Source organism: Ramlibacter sp., assembly GCF_035554825.1.
In the GTDB taxonomy this organism is placed as follows: domain Bacteria; phylum Pseudomonadota; class Gammaproteobacteria; order Burkholderiales; family Burkholderiaceae_C; genus Ramlibacter.
This window is the reverse complement of record NZ_DATMHS010000169.1, coordinates 1-15755: the sequence shown is the minus strand read 5'-3', so window position 1 is coordinate 15755 and position 15755 is coordinate 1. Positions and strand designations below refer to the sequence as shown.

Genomic DNA, 15755 nt, shown 5'->3' with positions numbered 1-15755 from the left:
TCTCCGCGTCATGGCAGCTTGACCTCCGTGTCCCGCGCGAACGGCCATTTCCGATTCAGCTCGTTGATCAGGCCCTCCACCTTGCGCAGGTTGGCTTCCACTTCGCCGCGCAGGCTGCCGAGGTCGGCGGTCGCCCCGCGCACGTTGGCGCCTATCCCCTGCGCCTCGACCAGCACCGCGTCGACCTTGCCCAGGCTGGTGCGCGCGTCGCCCAGCAGCCGGTTCAGCTCGCGCACCGTCGCCCGGGTGTCCTCCATCACCCCTTGCGGACCGAACACCTGCGTGTCGGCCTTGGCTGCGACCTGATCCAGCCGGGCCAGCAGCGCATTGGTGCGATCGAGCGTGGCCAGCAGCTTGCGGGCGTCCGCCTCGTTGCCGAACAGCACGCCCAGGGCGCCGCGCGGCCCCTTCAATTTGTCGGTGAGCTCGCGCACGTTCGCCAGCGAGCCGCGCAAGGAGCCATCCTCGCCGGTCATGGCATTGATGTTCTCCAGCACCTCGCGCGCGGTCGCCAGCACCCGCGGCAGTTCCGCCGTCGCATCGCCGCGCAGCACCGGCCGCTGCGCACCGTCGGGCAGCGGCGGGTCGGTGAGGATGCCGCTGAACGCCCGGATCGCCGTGCCGCCGACCAGCCCGCGGACCAGCGTGAAGACGCTGGAGGTTCGCAGCCAGTGCGCGTCCTTCTGGGCGACGTCGATGACGATCCGCACATTGCCGTTCGGGGCCAGTTCCACCCGGTGCACCCGGCCGATCGGAAAGCCTGAGAACGTCATGTCCATGCCGACGAAGACGCCCTCCGCGTCGTCGGCCAGCAGCACCAGTTTCTGGGTCGGCTCGAAGAAGCCGCGCGCGTACAGCAGGTACAGCACCGAACCGGCGACCAGGAATGCCGTGAAGATCAGCAGCAGCGCCGCCTTGAATTCCAGGTGGCGCACCGGGCGTGCGGCGCCGGGCTCCGAGCTCTCGAGCGGGGTGGGCGGCGGGGTTGGAGTCATCAGGCGTAGTTTCCGGCGAGCGAAGCGGCCTCGAGCACCAGCAGGACCGCGAACATGCGGACCAGTCCCTGCAGCGCGGCGCTCTCGCGCGAGCCGTGGCGCTCGATGTCGTAGAGGCCGGACGCCATCGGGATGATGGAGACGGCGAGGCTGAAGAACAAGGTCTTCAGGACGAAGATCAGCGCCACGGACGGATTGAAGACGTGCCCGAACACGTGCGTATAGCCGGCCACCCCCGCGAACGTCCAGCCGTAGACGGCGAAGTAGGCCAGCACCAGCGCGACGACGCAGCTGAGCGCCGCCAGCGTGACGGTCGAATAGACGCCGGCCAGCACGCGCGGCAGAACCTCGGTCACCAGCGGGTCGACGTTGCCGGCCCGCATGGCATCGAAGCGGCCGTCGCGCCGCATCTGCGCCAGCGATGCGCCGTTCGGAATGGTGCAGCGCAGGGCGACGAAGAGCGCGGCCGTGAGCGGGATGAGTTCCAGCACCAGCACCCGGATCACCATCTCCAGCGCATACTGCGACAGGCCGTAGCTGTAGGCGGTGACCACCACGATGCGCGTGATCACCAAGGTGAGCAGCGCGCACAGCACCGTGAACCACCAGAGGATCGGCGCCGTGTCCTGGTAGGCGTGGCGCAGCAGCGCCGCGCCGGTGCGTCGGCCATAACTGGACGGCGAGCCGGCCAGCACCAGGATCGTGGCGCCGAAGAAGATGATGCGCCACCAGCCGGCCAGCCAGCGCAGCGGCACGCGACCGATGTCGCCCAGGCGCGGCATTGGAGATGAGGGCAGGCCCATGCCGCAAATCATAGGCGAGCGGCTGAGTTCTCCGGGCCGGCGATCGGCGCTCCAGCCAGCACCCGCGCGCCTGCGTGGCGCGGCCGCCGCGCGCATTACACGGGATTACAAAATACGCCACGGTCCCGGGCCGCTTTACCTGTGCTTTGCCTGCTTTTCATCAGCCCAAGCGTCTGGTTTGGCAGAGTGGCCGCCATGAGAGCCGGTCCTTCCTCGCCCGCCGTTGCACGGCTTGTTGCGCTGTTCATCCTCCTGGTCGGCGCGGCCGCCGCGGTGCGCGCCGACCCGCCCGGCCGGGTGGCACGGATGAATCACGCGGAGGGGACAGTGAGCTTCGCGCCCGCGGGCGACATCGAGTGGACCGAGGCGCAGCCGAACCGGCCGCTCACGCGCGGCGACCGGCTCTGGACCGACCGCGGCTCACGCGCGGAGATCCAGGTCGGCTCGTCCGCCGTTCGCCTCGACGGCCAGACCCGCCTCGATATCCTGGCACTGGACGACCGCTCGGCACAGCTGAGCATCACGCAGGGCACGGTGTACGCGCGGGTGCGCAGCCTGCCCGATGGCGAGAACTTCGAGATCGACACGCCCAACCTCGCCTACCGCGCCGCCTATCCCGGCGATTACCGCATCGACGTGGACGCGGTGCAGGGCACCACCCGCGTGACGGTCCATTCGGGCACCGGCACGGTCTACGGCGAAAGCGGCCAGGCGCAGCCACTCGGCGGCGGGCAACAGGTGACGTTCCGCGGCCGTGCCCTGGCCCAGATCGGCGCGCAGGAGTCGCCGCCCCAGGATGCATTCGATCGCTGGGCGGCCGAGCGCAACCGACGCGAGGACCAGTCGATCGCGGCACGCTACGTGCCGCGCGAGGTGGTCGGCTACCAGCAGCTCGATCCGCATGGGCAATGGCGCCGCGACGCGACGCACGGCGCGATCTGGTTTCCGGAAGGCACGCCGGCCGGCTGGGCGCCGTATCGCAACGGCCGCTGGGAATGGATTGGGCCCTGGGGCTGGACCTGGATCGACGATGCGCCCTGGGGCTTCGCCCCCTTCCACTATGGTCGGTGGGCGCTGGTGGAAGGGCGCTGGGCGTGGGCGCCCGGGCGCCTGAGCCTGCGGCCGGTATACGCGCCGGCGCTGGTGGCCTTCATCGGCGGCGGCGGCTCGGCCGTCACCTGGTTTGCGCTCGCGCCTGGCGAGGCGTGGCAGCCGCCGTATCGCACCAGCCCGGCCTACCTGTCCGACGTGAATCCCAACATTCCGGCCACGGTCGCGTCCAATTACGCGTACCAGCGACGGCCCGAGGCATTGACGGCCGTGAGCGCTGCCGACTTCCATCGCGGCCGGCCAGCCGGCGCCGGCTGGATGCGGGTCGCGACCAACGTGCTCACCAGCGCCCCGATCGTGCCGCCGCCGCCGATGCCGCAGGAGCGTCCGCGCCGCGCCGCGACGGTAGTGGCGCGCCCTGGACCGACGCCGACCGCGGCACCGCCGGGGCAGGTGATCGCGCAAGCGCCGCCACCGGCGGCGGCCGTGGCGCCGGCAGCGTCGGCACCGGCGCTCGGGGCGGCGCCTCGGGCACCGGCCCCGGCCGCCGCGGTCGGTGCGACGGTCGCTCGTGCCCCGGCATCGCCCGAGCCATCCGGCCCGGTGCGGCGCGCGCAAAACCGTGCCGCGGTGGCTGCGCCCAAGCCGTTGCCGGACCGGGCCCGGATGGCTCGCGCGGAACAGGCCAAGCGCGCCGCCGTGGCGGCCGCGCGGCAGGAGCGCGAGCGACGCGAGCAGCTGGCGGGGCGCCAAGAGCAAGCCCGGCGTGACCAGATCGCGCGCCGCGCCGAGGCCGAGCGGTTGCGCCGCACCGCCCAGGCGCGCCGGGACGAGCAGCTGCGGCGCCAGGCGCAGGCCAGGCGCGACGAGCAGGCCCGGCTCGAGGCGAAGGCACGGCAGGCGGAGCAGCTGCGTCGCGAAGTACGCGCGAGCCAGGTGGAACAGGCGCGCCGCGCCGCCGACCGCGACGCCGTGGCGTTGCGCGAGCAGCGCGCACAACGCGACGAGCAGGCCCGCCGGGTGGCGCACGACCGCGAAGCCGCGCAACGCGAGGCCTGGCAGCGCGAACAGCAGGCGCTCACCGAGCAGTGGCGGCGCGAGCACGAGGCGGTGCAGCGGCAGCGCCAGCGCGCGCGGCCCGATTTGCGCGACCAACCGCCGGCGCGCGCGCCAGACGTCTGGCAGCGCGGCTATCCGCTCGTGAGCCCCAGCCGCACCAGCTGAACGGGGCCCGGGCTCCCCCGCCGGCTGGTTTCCTGTGCCCGCAGTCATCGCACGGAGGCATCCCATGAAGTCATCCTCGTTGCTCTCCCGCTGGCTGGTACCGCTGGTGCTCGCCACCGGCGGCCTGGCCGCCCAGGCGCAGCCCGACCCCCCGGCGCGCGTCGGCAGCCTGAGTCACGTGGAAGGCACGGTGGTCCATGCCCCACCGGGCCAGGTCGAATGGAAAGACGCGCCGCTGAACCGGCCGGTCACCGCCGGCGACCGCCTGTGGAGCGATCCGGCGGCGCGGGCCGAACTGCACCTCGGGACGGCGGTGCTGCACCTGGACAGCGAGGCGTTCCTCGAAGTGATCGATGTCGATCAGGGCGCATTCCGCGCCGAGCTGCACGAAGGCAGCGCGCAGGCGCGCGTGCGCGGGCTGGGCTCGGGCGAGCTGTTCGAAGTCGATACGCCGCAACTGGCATTCCGGGCGCTCCAGGCCGGCACGTACCGGCTGGATGTCGATCCGACGCACGGCCGCACCCGCGTCACGGTGCGCGAGGGCAGCGCGGTGGTCTATGGCAGCGGCGGCCAGGCGCTCACGCTGCGCGGCTCGCAGCAGGTCGATTTCGCCGGCCGCGATCTGCAGCCGGCGACCGGCGCGCTCGCCGCGGCGCCGGACGACCGCTTCGATCGCTGGGCCGCCGAACGCAACAGGCGCGAGGACCAGTCGCCGGCAGCGCGGCAGTTCCCGGCCGTCGTCGGCGCGGCGCAGCTGGACATGCACGGCAAGTGGGCGAAGGACCGCGCGCTGGGCCTGGTCTGGTACCCGAACGTGGCCGCCGACTGGGCACCGTACCGGTTCGGCCACTGGGACTGGATCAAGCCATGGGGCTGGACCTGGGTCGACCGGGCCGCCTGGGGCTTTGCGCCCTTCCACTACGGTCGCTGGGCACTGATCGGATCGCGCTGGGCGTGGGTGCCCGGACGCCTGGACCAGCGGCCGGTCTACGCGCCGGCGCTGGTGGCCTTCCTCGGCACCAGCGGCCAGGCGCCGCTCGCGCTCGGCTCCGGCCGCGGCATCGGCTGGTATCCGCTGGCGCCCGGTGAGCTGTGGCGCCCGACGTTCGCGGCCAGCGGCAACTACCTGCGGGAGGTGAATCGCGCGATCGGTGCGCCTCGGGAAGCGAGCATCGAGCAGGCGCCGCTGGCGGCGATCACGGCGATGCGAAGCGAGGACTTCCGCCCCGGCGTCCCGGTGCACCGGCGCTGGCAGCGACCGCGGGCCGCCGACGTCGCGCGGGCAACCGGCAGCCTGGCGCCGGGCAGCGCGGGGCCCGCGATGTCAGCACCCGAAGGCATCGGGCGCGCGCTGCCTCCGGCTGCACCGGCGTGGCCGCAGCCGATGGCGAGGAGCGATTCGGTGCCGCGCGCGCCGGCGCTCGGCGGCCCCCGGGGCGAGGCCGAGGATCCGCGCCGGCAGTGGCAACTCGACCGGGAGCAACAGCCGCAGCGGCGGCAGTCATGGCCTCAACCGCGACCGGAACCATGGCAGGCGCCGGATGGCGGGGTGCAGTTCATTCCGCTGCAGCCGCGCTGGCCCGGTTGATGGCGCTCGGGCCCTGCACAAACAAGAACGCGCGGTCTGGCGCCGCGCGTTTGTCGTGGATGGGGCGGCCATGCGGCCGCCCCGGCGGTCCAGGGTCCCGCCTCAGTTGACCGATGCCGGAAAGGAGCGGACCACCGGCGCCTGCTTTTCCTCCTCGGGCGGAAGGTAGATGGTGGTGCGGTCGATCTTGGCGTCGTAGGCCGCGAGTTCGGCGCTGGCGCTGCGAATCACGGCGCGATCCAGCGGGTGGCACTTGCGCTGGCTCAGTCGACTGAGGGATTCGGACTTCTCGATCATCTGGCGAACGGTCGCCGGGTCCGTCATCAGCGCAAAGGGATTTTCGACCGCTGTTTCTGTTCTCATTCGCTCAACTCCTGTGATTCCAAGTCAATCAATCGGTGGCAGGAACTGTCGCAGGAGGTCCACGTTTGTAACGTCAGGGCCTTTCGTTACACCTTGTAGGACACGTTCTCGCGCGGCGGCAAGCGGGGAGGCAATCACGTGGGCGGTTGCACAATAGGCCCATGCCCTACTTGCCGCCCTTCATCGCCCCGACGCGGCACAGCGATCCCGACAGTGCGCTGGCGCAGGTCCGAACGATCTATGCGCAGCAGATCGGCCACCTGCGCGAGGCGATGCAGCGCTTCGTCGCCGGCGAGACGCTGCCGGGACGCGCCCGTGGCTGCTATCCGTATGTGCGCATTCACACCGACACGGTGATCCGGCAGGCGGTGCTGGAGAACCTTGGCCTGAGCTACGGCTTCGTGGCCGGCGTCGGACGCTACGAGACGACGCTGACGCGGCCCGACCTGTACGCCAGCTACTACCTGGAGCAGTTCCGGCTGCTGCGGCAGAACCACGGTGTCGAACTGGAAGTGGGCACCAGCAATCAGCCGATCCCGGTCCACTTCTCGTTTGCGGAGAACGAACATCTCGAAGGCAGCCTGGGCCCCGAGCGGCGCATGTTGCTGCGCGACCTGTTCGACCTGCCCGACCTCGAGGCCATGGACGACGGCATCGCCAACGGCACCTGGGAGTCGCGCCCCGGCGAGGCCCAGCCGCTCGCGCTCTTCACGGCGGCCCGCGTCGACTACTCGCTGCACCGGCTGCGCCACTACACCGGCACGGCGCCGGAGTGGTTCCAGAACTTCGTCCTGTTCACCAATTACCAGTTCTACATCGACGAGTTCGTGCGGCTCGGGCACGAAGAGATGGCCAACCCCGACAGCGACTATGAAGCCTTCGTCGAGCCGGGCAACGTGGTCACCCGGCGCGCCGGCTGCGGGCCACAGCCGGGCAACGAGTACGGGGCGGTGCCGCCCCGCCTGCCCCAGATGCCGGCGTACCACTTGTCGCGGCCGCGCCATGGCGGCATCACGATGGTCAACATCGGGGTCGGCCCGGCGAACGCCAAGACCATCACCGACCACATCGCCGTGCTGCGGCCGCACGCCTGGATGATGCTCGGGCACTGCGCCGGGCTGCGCAACAGCCAGCAGCTGGGCGACTACGTGCTGGCGCATGCCTACGTGCGCGAGGACCACGTGCTCGACGAGGAGCTGCCCTTGTGGGTGCCGATCCCGGCGCTGGCCGAAATCCAGCTGGCGCTGGAACGCGCCGTGGCCGATGTCACGCAGTGCCAGGGCGCCGACCTGAAGCGGATCATGCGCACCGGCACCGTGGCCAGCACCGACAACCGCAACTGGGAACTGCTGCCCGGCAACATGCCGCAGCGGCGCTTCAGCCAGAGCCGCGCGGTGGCCCTCGACATGGAAAGCGCCACCATCGCGGCCAACGGCTTCCGCTTCCGGGTGCCCTACGGCACGCTGCTGTGCGTCAGCGACAAGCCGCTGCATGGCGAGATCAAGCTGCCGGGCATGGCGAACCAGTTCTATCGCGAGCGGGTCGACCAGCACCTGCGCATCGGCATGCGCGCGATCGAGATCCTGCGCGCCGAGGGCAGCCAGCGGCTGCACAGCCGCAAGCTGCGCAGCTTCGACGAAGTGGCCTTCCAGTAGCGCGGCCGGCGGCCCGGGCGCGCGCGGCCGACGCTCAGCGCAGCGCCGTCGCCATCGGCTGGCCCAGCCGAACCGGCCGCGTCGGCGCCCAGTCCGCCACGAAGGTCAGCACGTTTTTCGGGAACAGCATGACCACCGTGGAGCCGAGCAGGAAGCGGCCCATCTCCTGCCCCTTGGCCAGGACGATGTCCTGGTCGTCGTAGCGCCACTGCCGGATCTCGCGGGTGCGGGGCGGGTTGACGACGCCGTGCCAGACCGTGGCGACGCTGCCGACGATGGTGGCGCCGACCAGCACGTTGACGAACGGGCCGAACGGCGTCTCGAACACGCAGACCACGCGCTCGTTGCGCGCGAACAGGCCGGGCACGTGCCGCGCCGTCAGCGGGTTGACCGAGAACAGGTCGCCCGGCACGTAGATCATGCGCACCAGCCGGCCGTCGCACGGCATGTGGATGCGGTGGTAGTCGCGCGGCGCCAGGTACAGGGTGGCGAAGTGGCCGTGGTCGAACCGGTGCGCCAGCGCCTGGTCGCCGCCGACCAGCGCCCGCGTCGAGTAACTGTGGCCCTTGGCCTGGAAGATCTGGTCGTGCTCGATCGGCCCGAACTGGCTGATCGCCGCATCGACCGGGCACACGAACGGCGCCTCGGCGATCGGCCGCACGCCGTCGCGCAGGGCCCGCGTGAAGAAGTCGTTGAAGGTCGCGTAGCTCTCGATGGCCGGATTCGCGGCTTCCGACATGTCGACGTCGTAGTGGGCCACGAACCGGCGGATCACGGCGTGCGTCAGCGCCCCCGCGCGCCAATCGGCGAACTTGCCGGCCAGTACGGTGAGCACCCGCTTGGGCAGCAGGTATTGCGGCGTCACCGCGAGTCGGTTGGACATGGGGCTCCAGGGCGAAAAACAAAAATTCTGCCATTGCCGGCGGCGCGCCGGGTGCCCGCGCCGCGGCTGCCACACAATACGGCGCTGCCGACCACCCTCCGCCGATGAGCGAACTCCTCTTCGAAGCCCGTCACCTGAGCAAGCGCTACGGCGACACCGTGGTGGTGCAGGACCTGTCCTTCGAGATCGCGCCGGGCGAATGCCTGGGCGTGATCGGCCCCAACGGCGCCGGCAAGACGACCACCATCCGCATGTGCCTTGGGCTCACGGCGCCGCAGGAGGGCAGCATCCGCTACTTCCTCGGGACGCCGCAGCGGCCGCTCGCCATGCCGCGCGACGCGCTCGCGATCAAGGCACAGCTCGGCGTGGTGAGCCAGTTCGATACGCTGGACCCGGACTTCACCTGCGCCGAGAACCTGCTGGTGTACGGCCGCTACTTCGGAATGCGGGCGGCGCAGATCCGCGAACGCACGCCCCAACTGCTGGAGTTCGCCGCCCTCTCGCACAAGGCGCAGGCCAGGCCGGGCGAGCTCTCCGGCGGCATGCGGCGGCGCCTGAGCCTGGCGCGGGCGCTGATCAACGATCCGCGGCTGCTCCTGCTCGACGAGCCCACCACCGGGCTCGACCCGCAGGCGCGCCACCTGATGTGGGAGCGGCTGCAGCTGCTGCTGCAGCGCGGCAAGTCGATCCTGCTCACCACGCACTTCATGGACGAGGCGGAGCGCCTCTGCTCGCGGCTGCTGGTGCTCGATCACGGCCGCAAGATCGCCGAAGGGCGCCCGCGCGACCTGATCGCCCGGCACCTGGAGCCGGATGTCGTGGAAGCGTACGGCGCCGGGGCGCTGGAACTGGCGCAGGCACCGCTCAAGTCGCTGGCCGCCCGGGTCGAGGTCAGCGGCGACACCGTCTTCTTCTACACGCAGGACGCCGGACCGCTGCTCGCGGCGCTCGCGGCCTGGCCCAAGCTGCGCACGCTGCACCGGCCGGCCAATCTCGAGGACCTGTTCCTGAAACTGACCGGCCGCCAGATCCGGGAGGACGGATGAACATCGACGCCGAACGCAAGCGGCCGGCCGGGCGCGACATGGGCAGCGCCGGCATCTGGCGCCCGCCGCACCTGTCGCTGCGCTGGTGGCCGGTCTTCCTGCGCAACCTGCTCGTGTGGCGCAAGCTGGCGATCCCCAGCCTGGTGGGCAACATCGCCGAGCCGCTGATGTGGCTGGTCGCCTTCGGCTACGGCATGGGGGCGCTGGTGGGACAGGTGCAACTGGGCGGCCAGCGGGTGCCCTACATCCTCTTTCTGGCGAGCGGCTCGATCTGCATGAGCGCGATGAATGCCGCTTCGTTCGAAGCCTTGTACTCGGCGTTCTCGCGCATGCATGTGCAGAAGACCTGGGACGGCATCATGAACGCGCCGGTGAACCTGGACAACGTGGTGCTGGCCGAGATGCTGTGGGCCGCGTTCAAGGCCATGTTCTCCGTCACGGCCATCCTCGGCGTGATGCTGGCACTGGGAATCAGCTACAGCCCCAAGCTGCTCGTGGCGTGGCCAGTCCTGCTGGGCGTGGGAATCACGTTTTCCTGCATCGCGCTGATTTTCAACGCGCTGGCGCAGGGCTACGACTTCTTCACCTACTACTTCACCCTGTTCCTCACGCCCATGATGTTCCTGTCGGGCGTCTTCTTTCCGCGCGAACAATTGCCGCCGGCGCTGCGGCTGTTCTCGGACTGGTTGCCGCTGACCAATGCCGTCGAACTGGTGCGCCCCATGTTCATGGACCAGTGGCCGACCGCGCCGTGGTTCCACGTGATCGTGCTGGTGGTCTCTACGGTGGCCGCCTTCTGGCTGGCGCTGGCTCTCACGCGCCGGCGCTTCCGGGCATGAACCCGGGCGGCGGCCGGCGGGCAACTCCGTTCGCGCAACTTCGTCACGGTTGAGCCTGCTGCGTTGCCGTTCCGGTTGCGCCATCAGCGCTTCCGTAACAACATGTAGCGCAATCCCATAGCCGTCCTGCGGCGCCAAGCGCCGCCCGCGTGCGATGACTGCGCCCCCGACTCCACCGTCGCTCCCGCCCACGCCGAAATCGCCCAGCACGCCCGATGGTCTCGTGCTGAAGCCGGCGCCGGAATTGAGTTCCCTGCCACAGTCGCGCGCGGCGAGCGACAGGCCCCCGGCGCCCGCCGACGGCGCCGGCGCGGCGGCTGACAGCGCGAACGGACTCGGCAGCCGCGCCGTGCGAGCCCTCGGCGACTCGCCGGCATGGATGCTCATCGGCCTGGCAGGGCTGGCCAGCGCCGGCTGGCTGCTGGAGCGGCGGCGCCGCCGCGAGCTCGAAACGGAGAAGGACTCGGTGTTGTGGGCCGGCGTGCAGCCACCCGGCTCGTCGATCATCACCGACGCCGGGGACGAGCAAACGCCCCAGATGCCGCGCCCGCCGCGGCCCGCCACCGAGGCACCGGCGGTGACGACCACGATCAGCTCGCGGCGCGAGGCGACCTTGATCGACCTGCAACAGCTGGATTCGCGACTGCGCCGCCGCCGGGCGCGCGGCGACCTCCTCGCGGCCGTGGTCCTGCTGCAGCAGCACGTGGCCGACTTCCGCTTCACCAGCCCCTGGGTGTTTCTCGAATTGCGCGAGTTGCACCAGGCACTGGGGCGGGCGCAGGAATGGGAGCTCGCGCGCGCGGCCTTCCAGGCCCGCTTCGGCCAGCGCGCCCCGCTGTGGCAGGCGCCTTCCACCGCCGAGGCCCTGCTGGCGGACGACCCGGACATCTGCGCGGATCTCGCGGCCCAGTGGCCGTATCGCGGAGCGCGCCTGGTGATCCTGCACTGGCTGCTCGGCGAACGCGGCACTCCGGAGCAGCCCCAGCATCCGCCGGTGCTCGCGCTGGGCGTCTATCGCGAACTGCTGTACCTCGACCGCCTGCTGGACCTGGTCATGCTTCCGTCGCCGGCGGTGGTCGATTCCCTGCTCTGAGCCTGGCCTGGCGGCGCTGTTGCACGCGGCCGAGCATCGCTGCGGGCCGGCGCCGGAGACAATCGGCGGATGTCCTCCCATCCCTTCGATGCGCTCACGCCCGATGTCGTGCTCGATGCGCTCGCTGCCGTGGGCCTGTACGGCGACGGCCGGCTGCTGGCGCTGAGCTCCTACGAAAACCGGGTGTACCAGGTCCAGCTCGAAACGCCGCACGAGGGATCGACATCGGTGGTGGCCAAGTTCTACCGCCCGCAGCGCTGGAGCGAAGCGCAGATTCTCGAGGAACACGCCTTTGCCGCCGAACTGATGGTGGCGGAAGTGCCGGCGGTCGGCCCGCTGGTGCTGGGCGGTCGCACGCTGCACCAGCACGCCGGCTTCCAGTTCAGCGTCAGTCCGCGGCGCGGCGGCCGCGCACCGGAACTCGACGACGGCGAAGTGCTCGAGTGGATCGGCCGCTTCCTCGCCCGCATCCACAACGTGGGGGCCCGCGCGCCGTTCGTGGAACGGCCGGCCCTGGATGTGGACACCTTCGGCACCGAGCCCAGCGAGTGGCTGCTGCAACACCACATGGTGCCGCTCGACGTGCAGGCGGCCTGGGAACGGCGCTGCGAGCAGGCACTGCGGATGATCGGCGACACGCCGCTGGGCGACGCGAGGAAGGCTCCGCTCGCCAGGCTGCGGCTGCACGGCGACTGCCATCCCGGCAACATCCTGTGGACGCCCGACCAAGGACCGCATTTCGTCGACCTCGACGACGCCCGCATGGGGCCGGCGGTGCAGGATTTCTGGATGTTGCTGTCGGGTGAGCGCGCGCAGCGCCAGCGCCAGCTCGGAGCGCTTCTGGACGGCTACGAGATGCTGCGCGAGTTCGACCGGGCCGAACTCGCGCTGGTCGAGCCGCTGCGCACGCTGCGCCTGATCCACTACAGCGCCTGGCTGGCACGGCGCTGGGACGACCCGATCTTCCCGATCAACTTTCCCTGGTTCGGCTCCAGCGACTACTGGCAGGGCCAGGTGCAGATGCTCGAGGAGCAGCTCGAAGCGATGGCCGAGCCGCCGCTGGTCGCCTAGCGACCTCGCGCTCGGACCGCCCGCTGCGAGCGGATGTTGCCGCGCCGCATTCGAGGGTTTTCCCTGACGACATCGCGCGCGGACATGACGGGCTCATGCTTTTGGCTGTACGCAGGAGCCCTCATGTCCCGGTCCGAACGGAACTGTAGGATTCGCGCGCGAATTCGATTTGTCACGCAACTTCCGGAGAAGCCCCGCATGTATCGCCGTTCCGCCCTCGCCGCCCTGCTTCTGTCGCTCGCCAGCATGGCATTCGCGCAGAACTCGTACCCGGCCAAGCCGATCACCATGATCGTGCCGTTCCCGCCCGGCGGCCTCGCCGACCTGGTCGGCCGGCCGGTCGCCGAAGCAATGTCGCGGGACCTCGGCCAGCCGGTCGTGATCGAAAACAAGGGCGGCGCCGGCGGCGGCATCGGCATGGGCCAGGCCGCCAAGGCCGCGCCCGACGGCTACACCGTCCTGATGGCGCTGTCCTCGTACAGCGTGATCCCCGAGGCGGATGCCGTGCTGGGGCGCACCCCGATGTATTCGTTCAAGGCGCTGCGCCCGATCGCGCGCATCACCGCCGACCCGACGGTGCTGGCGGTGCGCGCCGATTCGCCGTGGAAGACCGTAAAGGACTTCGTGGAGGACGCGAAGAAGCGGCCCGGGGTCATCAATTTCGGCTCGTCGGGCAACTACGGCACCATGCATGTGCCGATGGAGATCCTGGCGCAGAACGCCGGCATCAAGATGACGCACGTGCCCTTTACCGGCGCCGGTCCCGCCGTGGTGGCGCTGCTGAGCGGGCAGATCGACGCCGTGTCGTCGGGCCCGGCCACCGTCCTGCAGCACGTCAAGTCCGGCAAGCTGCGCGTGCTGGCGCACTGGGGCAACGGCAAGCTGGAGTCGATGCCCGACGTGCCTTCGCTGAAGGCGGCCGGCTACAACGCCGAATACGCACAGTGGTCCGGCCTGTTCGTGCCGGCCGGCACGCCCGAGCCGATCGTGCAGCGTCTGCGCGCCGCCGCCAAGTTCGCCGCCAACGACCAGAAGGTCAAGGACGTGATCTTCAATGCCGGCAGCCCGGTGCTGTACCAGGACACGCCCGACTTCGAGAAGTACGTCGCCAACGACGTCAAGCGCATGGCCGACGTCGTCAAGAAGATCGGCAAGGTGGAGTGATTCGCGTCGGCTGCGGCTTCGGGCCGCAGCCCCGCGAGCAGCCGACGGCCGCCCGAGGGCGGCCGTCTTGCTTGGCGCGTCAGGCAAGCAGCGCGTTGACCCGTTTCACGTACGCGGCCGGATCTTCCGGCAGCCCGCCTTCGGCCAGCAGGGCCTGGTCGAAGAGGATGTGCGCCAGCTCGTCGAAGTGCTCCGTGGCCTGCAGTTTCTTGACGAGCGCGTGGTCCGCGTTGACTTCCAGCACCGGCTTCACGTCCGGCAGCTTCTGGCCGGCCTGCTTCAGCATCCGCGCCAGCTGCATGCTCATGCCGCTGTCGGTCACCACGAGGCAGGCCGGCGAATCGACCAGGCGGGTCGTGACGCGTACGTCCTGCGCCTTGTCCTTGAGTGCCTCCTTCAGCCGCGCCAGCACCGGCTCGAATGCCTCGGCCGCCTCCTGCGCGGCCTTCTTCTCGGACTCGTCGAGCAGCTGGCCGAGGTCGACCGCGCCCTTGGCCACCGATTGCAGCGGCGTGCCGTCGAATTCGTTGAGGAAGTTGAGCGCCCATTCGTCGACCCGGTCGGTCATCAGCAGGACCTCGATTCCCTTCTTGCGGAACACCTCCAGCTGCGGACTGTTCTTCGCGGCCGGCAGCGTCTCGGCCGTGATGTAGTAGATGGCTTCCTGGCCCTCCTTCATCCGCGCCTTGTAGTCGGCCAGGGAAACCGTCACCGCATCGGACTGCGTCGACGCGAAGCGCAGCAGCTTGGCCAGACGGTCGCGGTTGCCGAAGTCCTCGCCCAGGCCCTCCTTGAGCACCGCGCCGAACTCGGCGTAGAACTTCGCGAACTTGCCCTTGTCTTCCTGGGTCGCGTCCGCGTCGTTCTCCAGTCGGGCGAGCTCCTCGATCATGCCCAGCACCCGCTTGGTGCTGCCTTCCCGGATGGCCTTCACATCCCGGCTTTCCTGCAGCAGTTCGCGGCTGACGTTGAGCGGCAGGTCGGACGAATCGATCACGCCCTTGACGAACCGCAGGTAGGAGGGCAGCAGCGCCTCGGCGTCGTCCATGATGAAGACGCGCTTCACGTACAGCTTCACGCCGGCGGCCTTCTCGCGGTTCCAGAGGTCGACCGGGGCGTGGGACGGCAGGTACAGCAGCTGGACGTATTCGGTGGCGCCCTCGACCCGGTTGTGCGACCACGCCAGCGGCGGCTCATGGTCGTGGGCGATCTGCTTGTACAGCTCCTGGTACTGCTCCGGCGTGACGTCCTTCTTGGGCCGCGTCCACAACGCGCTCGCCTGGTTCACCGTTTCCCATTCGTCGGTGAGGACCATCTCGCCGCCCTTGTTGTCGGCGCCTTCCCGCCACTCCTCCTTGCGCATCAGGATCGGCAGGGCGATGTGGTCGGAATACCTGGCGATGACCTGCTTCAGCTTCCAGGTGGCGAGGTATTCCGAGGCGTCCTCGCGCAGGTGCAGCGTGACGCTGGTGCCGCGCGCGGGGCGGGTGATGGTCTCCACCTCGAAGTCGCCGCTGCCGGTGCTGGTCCAGCGCACGCCGTCCTCCGGCGGCAGCCCGGCCCGGCGCGACTCCACGGAAATCGTGTCGGCGACGATGAACCCGGAGTAGAAGCCGACGCCGAACTGGCCGATCAGTTGCGCATCGGCCTTCTGGTCGCCCGTCAGCCGGCTGACGAACTCGCGGGTGCCGCTCTTGGCGATGGTGCCGAGGTTGTCGATCGCCTCCTGTCGCGACAGGCCGATGCCGTTGTCGGCAATCGTCAGGGTCCGCGCCTCCTTGTCGAAGCTGACCCTCACTTCCAGCTGCGGCGCGTCTTCGTACAGCGCGTTGTTGTTCAGTGCCTCGAACCGCAGCTTGTCGCAGGCATCGGAGGCGTTGGAGATCAGCTCCCGCAGGAAGATCTCCTTGTTGGAGTACAGCGAATGGGTGACGAGGTGCAGCAGCTGCGCGACCTCGGCCTGGAACGAAAGGGTCTTTTT

General features: G+C 70.1%; 13 protein-coding genes. 8 read left to right on the top strand and 5 right to left on the bottom strand.

Annotation, left to right across the window (positions count from 1 at the left end):
- Positions 1 to 8: 8 nt before the first annotated feature.
- The gene (locus VNT59_RS20380) at positions 9 to 995 is read right to left on the bottom strand and encodes an MlaD family protein (protein WP_325501543.1); all 987 of its coding nucleotides are present in this window, start codon (positions 993 to 995) and stop codon (positions 9 to 11) included.
- Positions 995 to 1798, bottom strand: coding sequence for an MlaE family ABC transporter permease (locus VNT59_RS20375; RefSeq protein WP_414708429.1), 804 nt, complete (start codon positions 1796 to 1798; stop codon positions 995 to 997). Before VNT59_RS20375 ends, VNT59_RS20380 begins: the two co-directional genes overlap by 1 nt.
- A gap of 327 nt (positions 1799 to 2125) precedes the next feature.
- Here VNT59_RS20375 and VNT59_RS20370 point away from each other — a divergent pair, with 327 nt between their 5' ends.
- Together VNT59_RS20370 and VNT59_RS20365 are read left to right on the top strand one after the other, a co-directional pair.
- Positions 2126 to 4072 carry a DUF6600 domain-containing protein gene (locus tag VNT59_RS20370; RefSeq protein WP_325501541.1) on the top strand — a complete coding sequence of 649 codons (1947 nt, stop codon included), beginning with the start codon at positions 2126 to 2128 and terminating at the stop codon, positions 4070 to 4072.
- Between the two features lie 64 nt (positions 4073 to 4136).
- Positions 4137 to 5660 carry a DUF6600 domain-containing protein gene (locus VNT59_RS20365; RefSeq protein WP_325501539.1) on the top strand — a complete coding sequence of 508 codons (1524 nt, stop codon included), beginning with the start codon at positions 4137 to 4139 and terminating at the stop codon, positions 5658 to 5660.
- 102 nt (positions 5661 to 5762) lie between these two features.
- On the opposite strand, the gene VNT59_RS20360 is transcribed toward VNT59_RS20365, so the two are convergent.
- Positions 5763 to 6023 carry a hypothetical protein gene (locus VNT59_RS20360; RefSeq protein WP_325501537.1) on the bottom strand — a complete coding sequence of 87 codons (261 nt, stop codon included), beginning with the start codon at positions 6021 to 6023 and terminating at the stop codon, positions 5763 to 5765.
- A 161-nt stretch (positions 6024 to 6184) separates the two neighbouring features.
- Between VNT59_RS20360 and VNT59_RS20355 the strand changes: the two genes are divergently transcribed.
- On the top strand, positions 6185 to 7678 hold the full coding sequence (locus VNT59_RS20355) for an AMP nucleosidase (protein WP_325501534.1): 1494 nt from the start codon (positions 6185 to 6187) through the stop codon (positions 7676 to 7678).
- Positions 7679 to 7712: 34 nt separating this feature from the next.
- Here the strand turns inward: VNT59_RS20355 and asd are convergent, their stop codons facing one another.
- A complete protein-coding gene (asd, locus tag VNT59_RS20350; protein WP_325501532.1) occupies positions 7713 to 8561 on the bottom strand; it encodes an archaetidylserine decarboxylase in 849 nt (282 codons plus the stop codon).
- Between the two features lie 104 nt (positions 8562 to 8665).
- Between asd and VNT59_RS20345 the strand changes: the two genes are divergently transcribed.
- The 5 genes from VNT59_RS20345 to VNT59_RS20325 all read left to right on the top strand — a co-directional run bounded on the left by VNT59_RS20345 (position 8666) and on the right by VNT59_RS20325 (position 13774).
- Positions 8666 to 9607, top strand: coding sequence for an ATP-binding cassette domain-containing protein (locus VNT59_RS20345; protein WP_325501530.1), 942 nt, complete (start codon positions 8666 to 8668; stop codon positions 9605 to 9607).
- Positions 9604 to 10446, top strand: a complete 843-nt coding sequence (locus VNT59_RS20340) for an ABC transporter permease (RefSeq protein ID WP_414708428.1) — start codon at positions 9604 to 9606, stop codon at positions 10444 to 10446. The genes VNT59_RS20345 and VNT59_RS20340 overlap by 4 nt, the downstream gene beginning before the upstream one ends.
- 349 nt (positions 10447 to 10795) lie before the next feature.
- Positions 10796 to 11539 carry a hypothetical protein gene (locus VNT59_RS20335; protein ID WP_325501528.1) on the top strand — a complete coding sequence of 248 codons (744 nt, stop codon included), beginning with the start codon at positions 10796 to 10798 and terminating at the stop codon, positions 11537 to 11539.
- Between the two features lie 69 nt (positions 11540 to 11608).
- Positions 11609 to 12610, top strand: coding sequence for a serine/threonine protein kinase (locus tag VNT59_RS20330; protein ID WP_325501526.1), 1002 nt, complete (start codon positions 11609 to 11611; stop codon positions 12608 to 12610).
- 198 nt (positions 12611 to 12808) lie between these two features.
- Positions 12809 to 13774 carry a tripartite tricarboxylate transporter substrate binding protein gene (locus VNT59_RS20325; RefSeq protein WP_325501524.1) on the top strand — a complete coding sequence of 322 codons (966 nt, stop codon included), beginning with the start codon at positions 12809 to 12811 and terminating at the stop codon, positions 13772 to 13774.
- 79 nt (positions 13775 to 13853) lie between these two features.
- Here VNT59_RS20325 and htpG read toward each other — a convergent pair.
- Positions 13854 to 15755: molecular chaperone HtpG (gene htpG, locus VNT59_RS20320; protein ID WP_325501522.1), on the bottom strand; the 1902-nt coding region annotated here is incomplete at its 5' end.

Bases quoted from the DNA above. Each gene is read 5' to 3' on its own strand.
- VNT59_RS20355 (WP_325501534.1), top strand. From the start codon at position 6,185: ATGCCCTACTTGCCGCCCTTCATCGCCCCGACGCGGCACAGCGATCCC.
- VNT59_RS20330 (WP_325501526.1), top strand. From the start codon at position 11,609: ATGTCCTCCCATCCCTTCGATGCGCTCACGCCCGATGTCGTGCTCGAT.
- VNT59_RS20325 (WP_325501524.1), top strand. From the start codon at position 12,809: ATGTATCGCCGTTCCGCCCTCGCCGCCCTGCTTCTGTCGCTCGCCAGC.
- VNT59_RS20375 (WP_414708429.1), bottom strand. From the start codon at position 1,798: ATGGGCCTGCCCTCATCTCCAATGCCGCGCCTGGGCGACATCGGTCGC.
- VNT59_RS20380 (WP_325501543.1), bottom strand. From the start codon at position 995: ATGACTCCAACCCCGCCGCCCACCCCGCTCGAGAGCTCGGAGCCCGGC.
- VNT59_RS20345 (WP_325501530.1), top strand. From the start codon at position 8,666: ATGAGCGAACTCCTCTTCGAAGCCCGTCACCTGAGCAAGCGCTACGGC.
- VNT59_RS20360 (WP_325501537.1), bottom strand. From the start codon at position 6,023: ATGAGAACAGAAACAGCGGTCGAAAATCCCTTTGCGCTGATGACGGAC.
- VNT59_RS20365 (WP_325501539.1), top strand. From the start codon at position 4,137: ATGAAGTCATCCTCGTTGCTCTCCCGCTGGCTGGTACCGCTGGTGCTC.
- asd (WP_325501532.1), bottom strand. From the start codon at position 8,561: ATGTCCAACCGACTCGCGGTGACGCCGCAATACCTGCTGCCCAAGCGG.
- VNT59_RS20340 (WP_414708428.1), top strand. From the start codon at position 9,604: ATGAACATCGACGCCGAACGCAAGCGGCCGGCCGGGCGCGACATGGGC.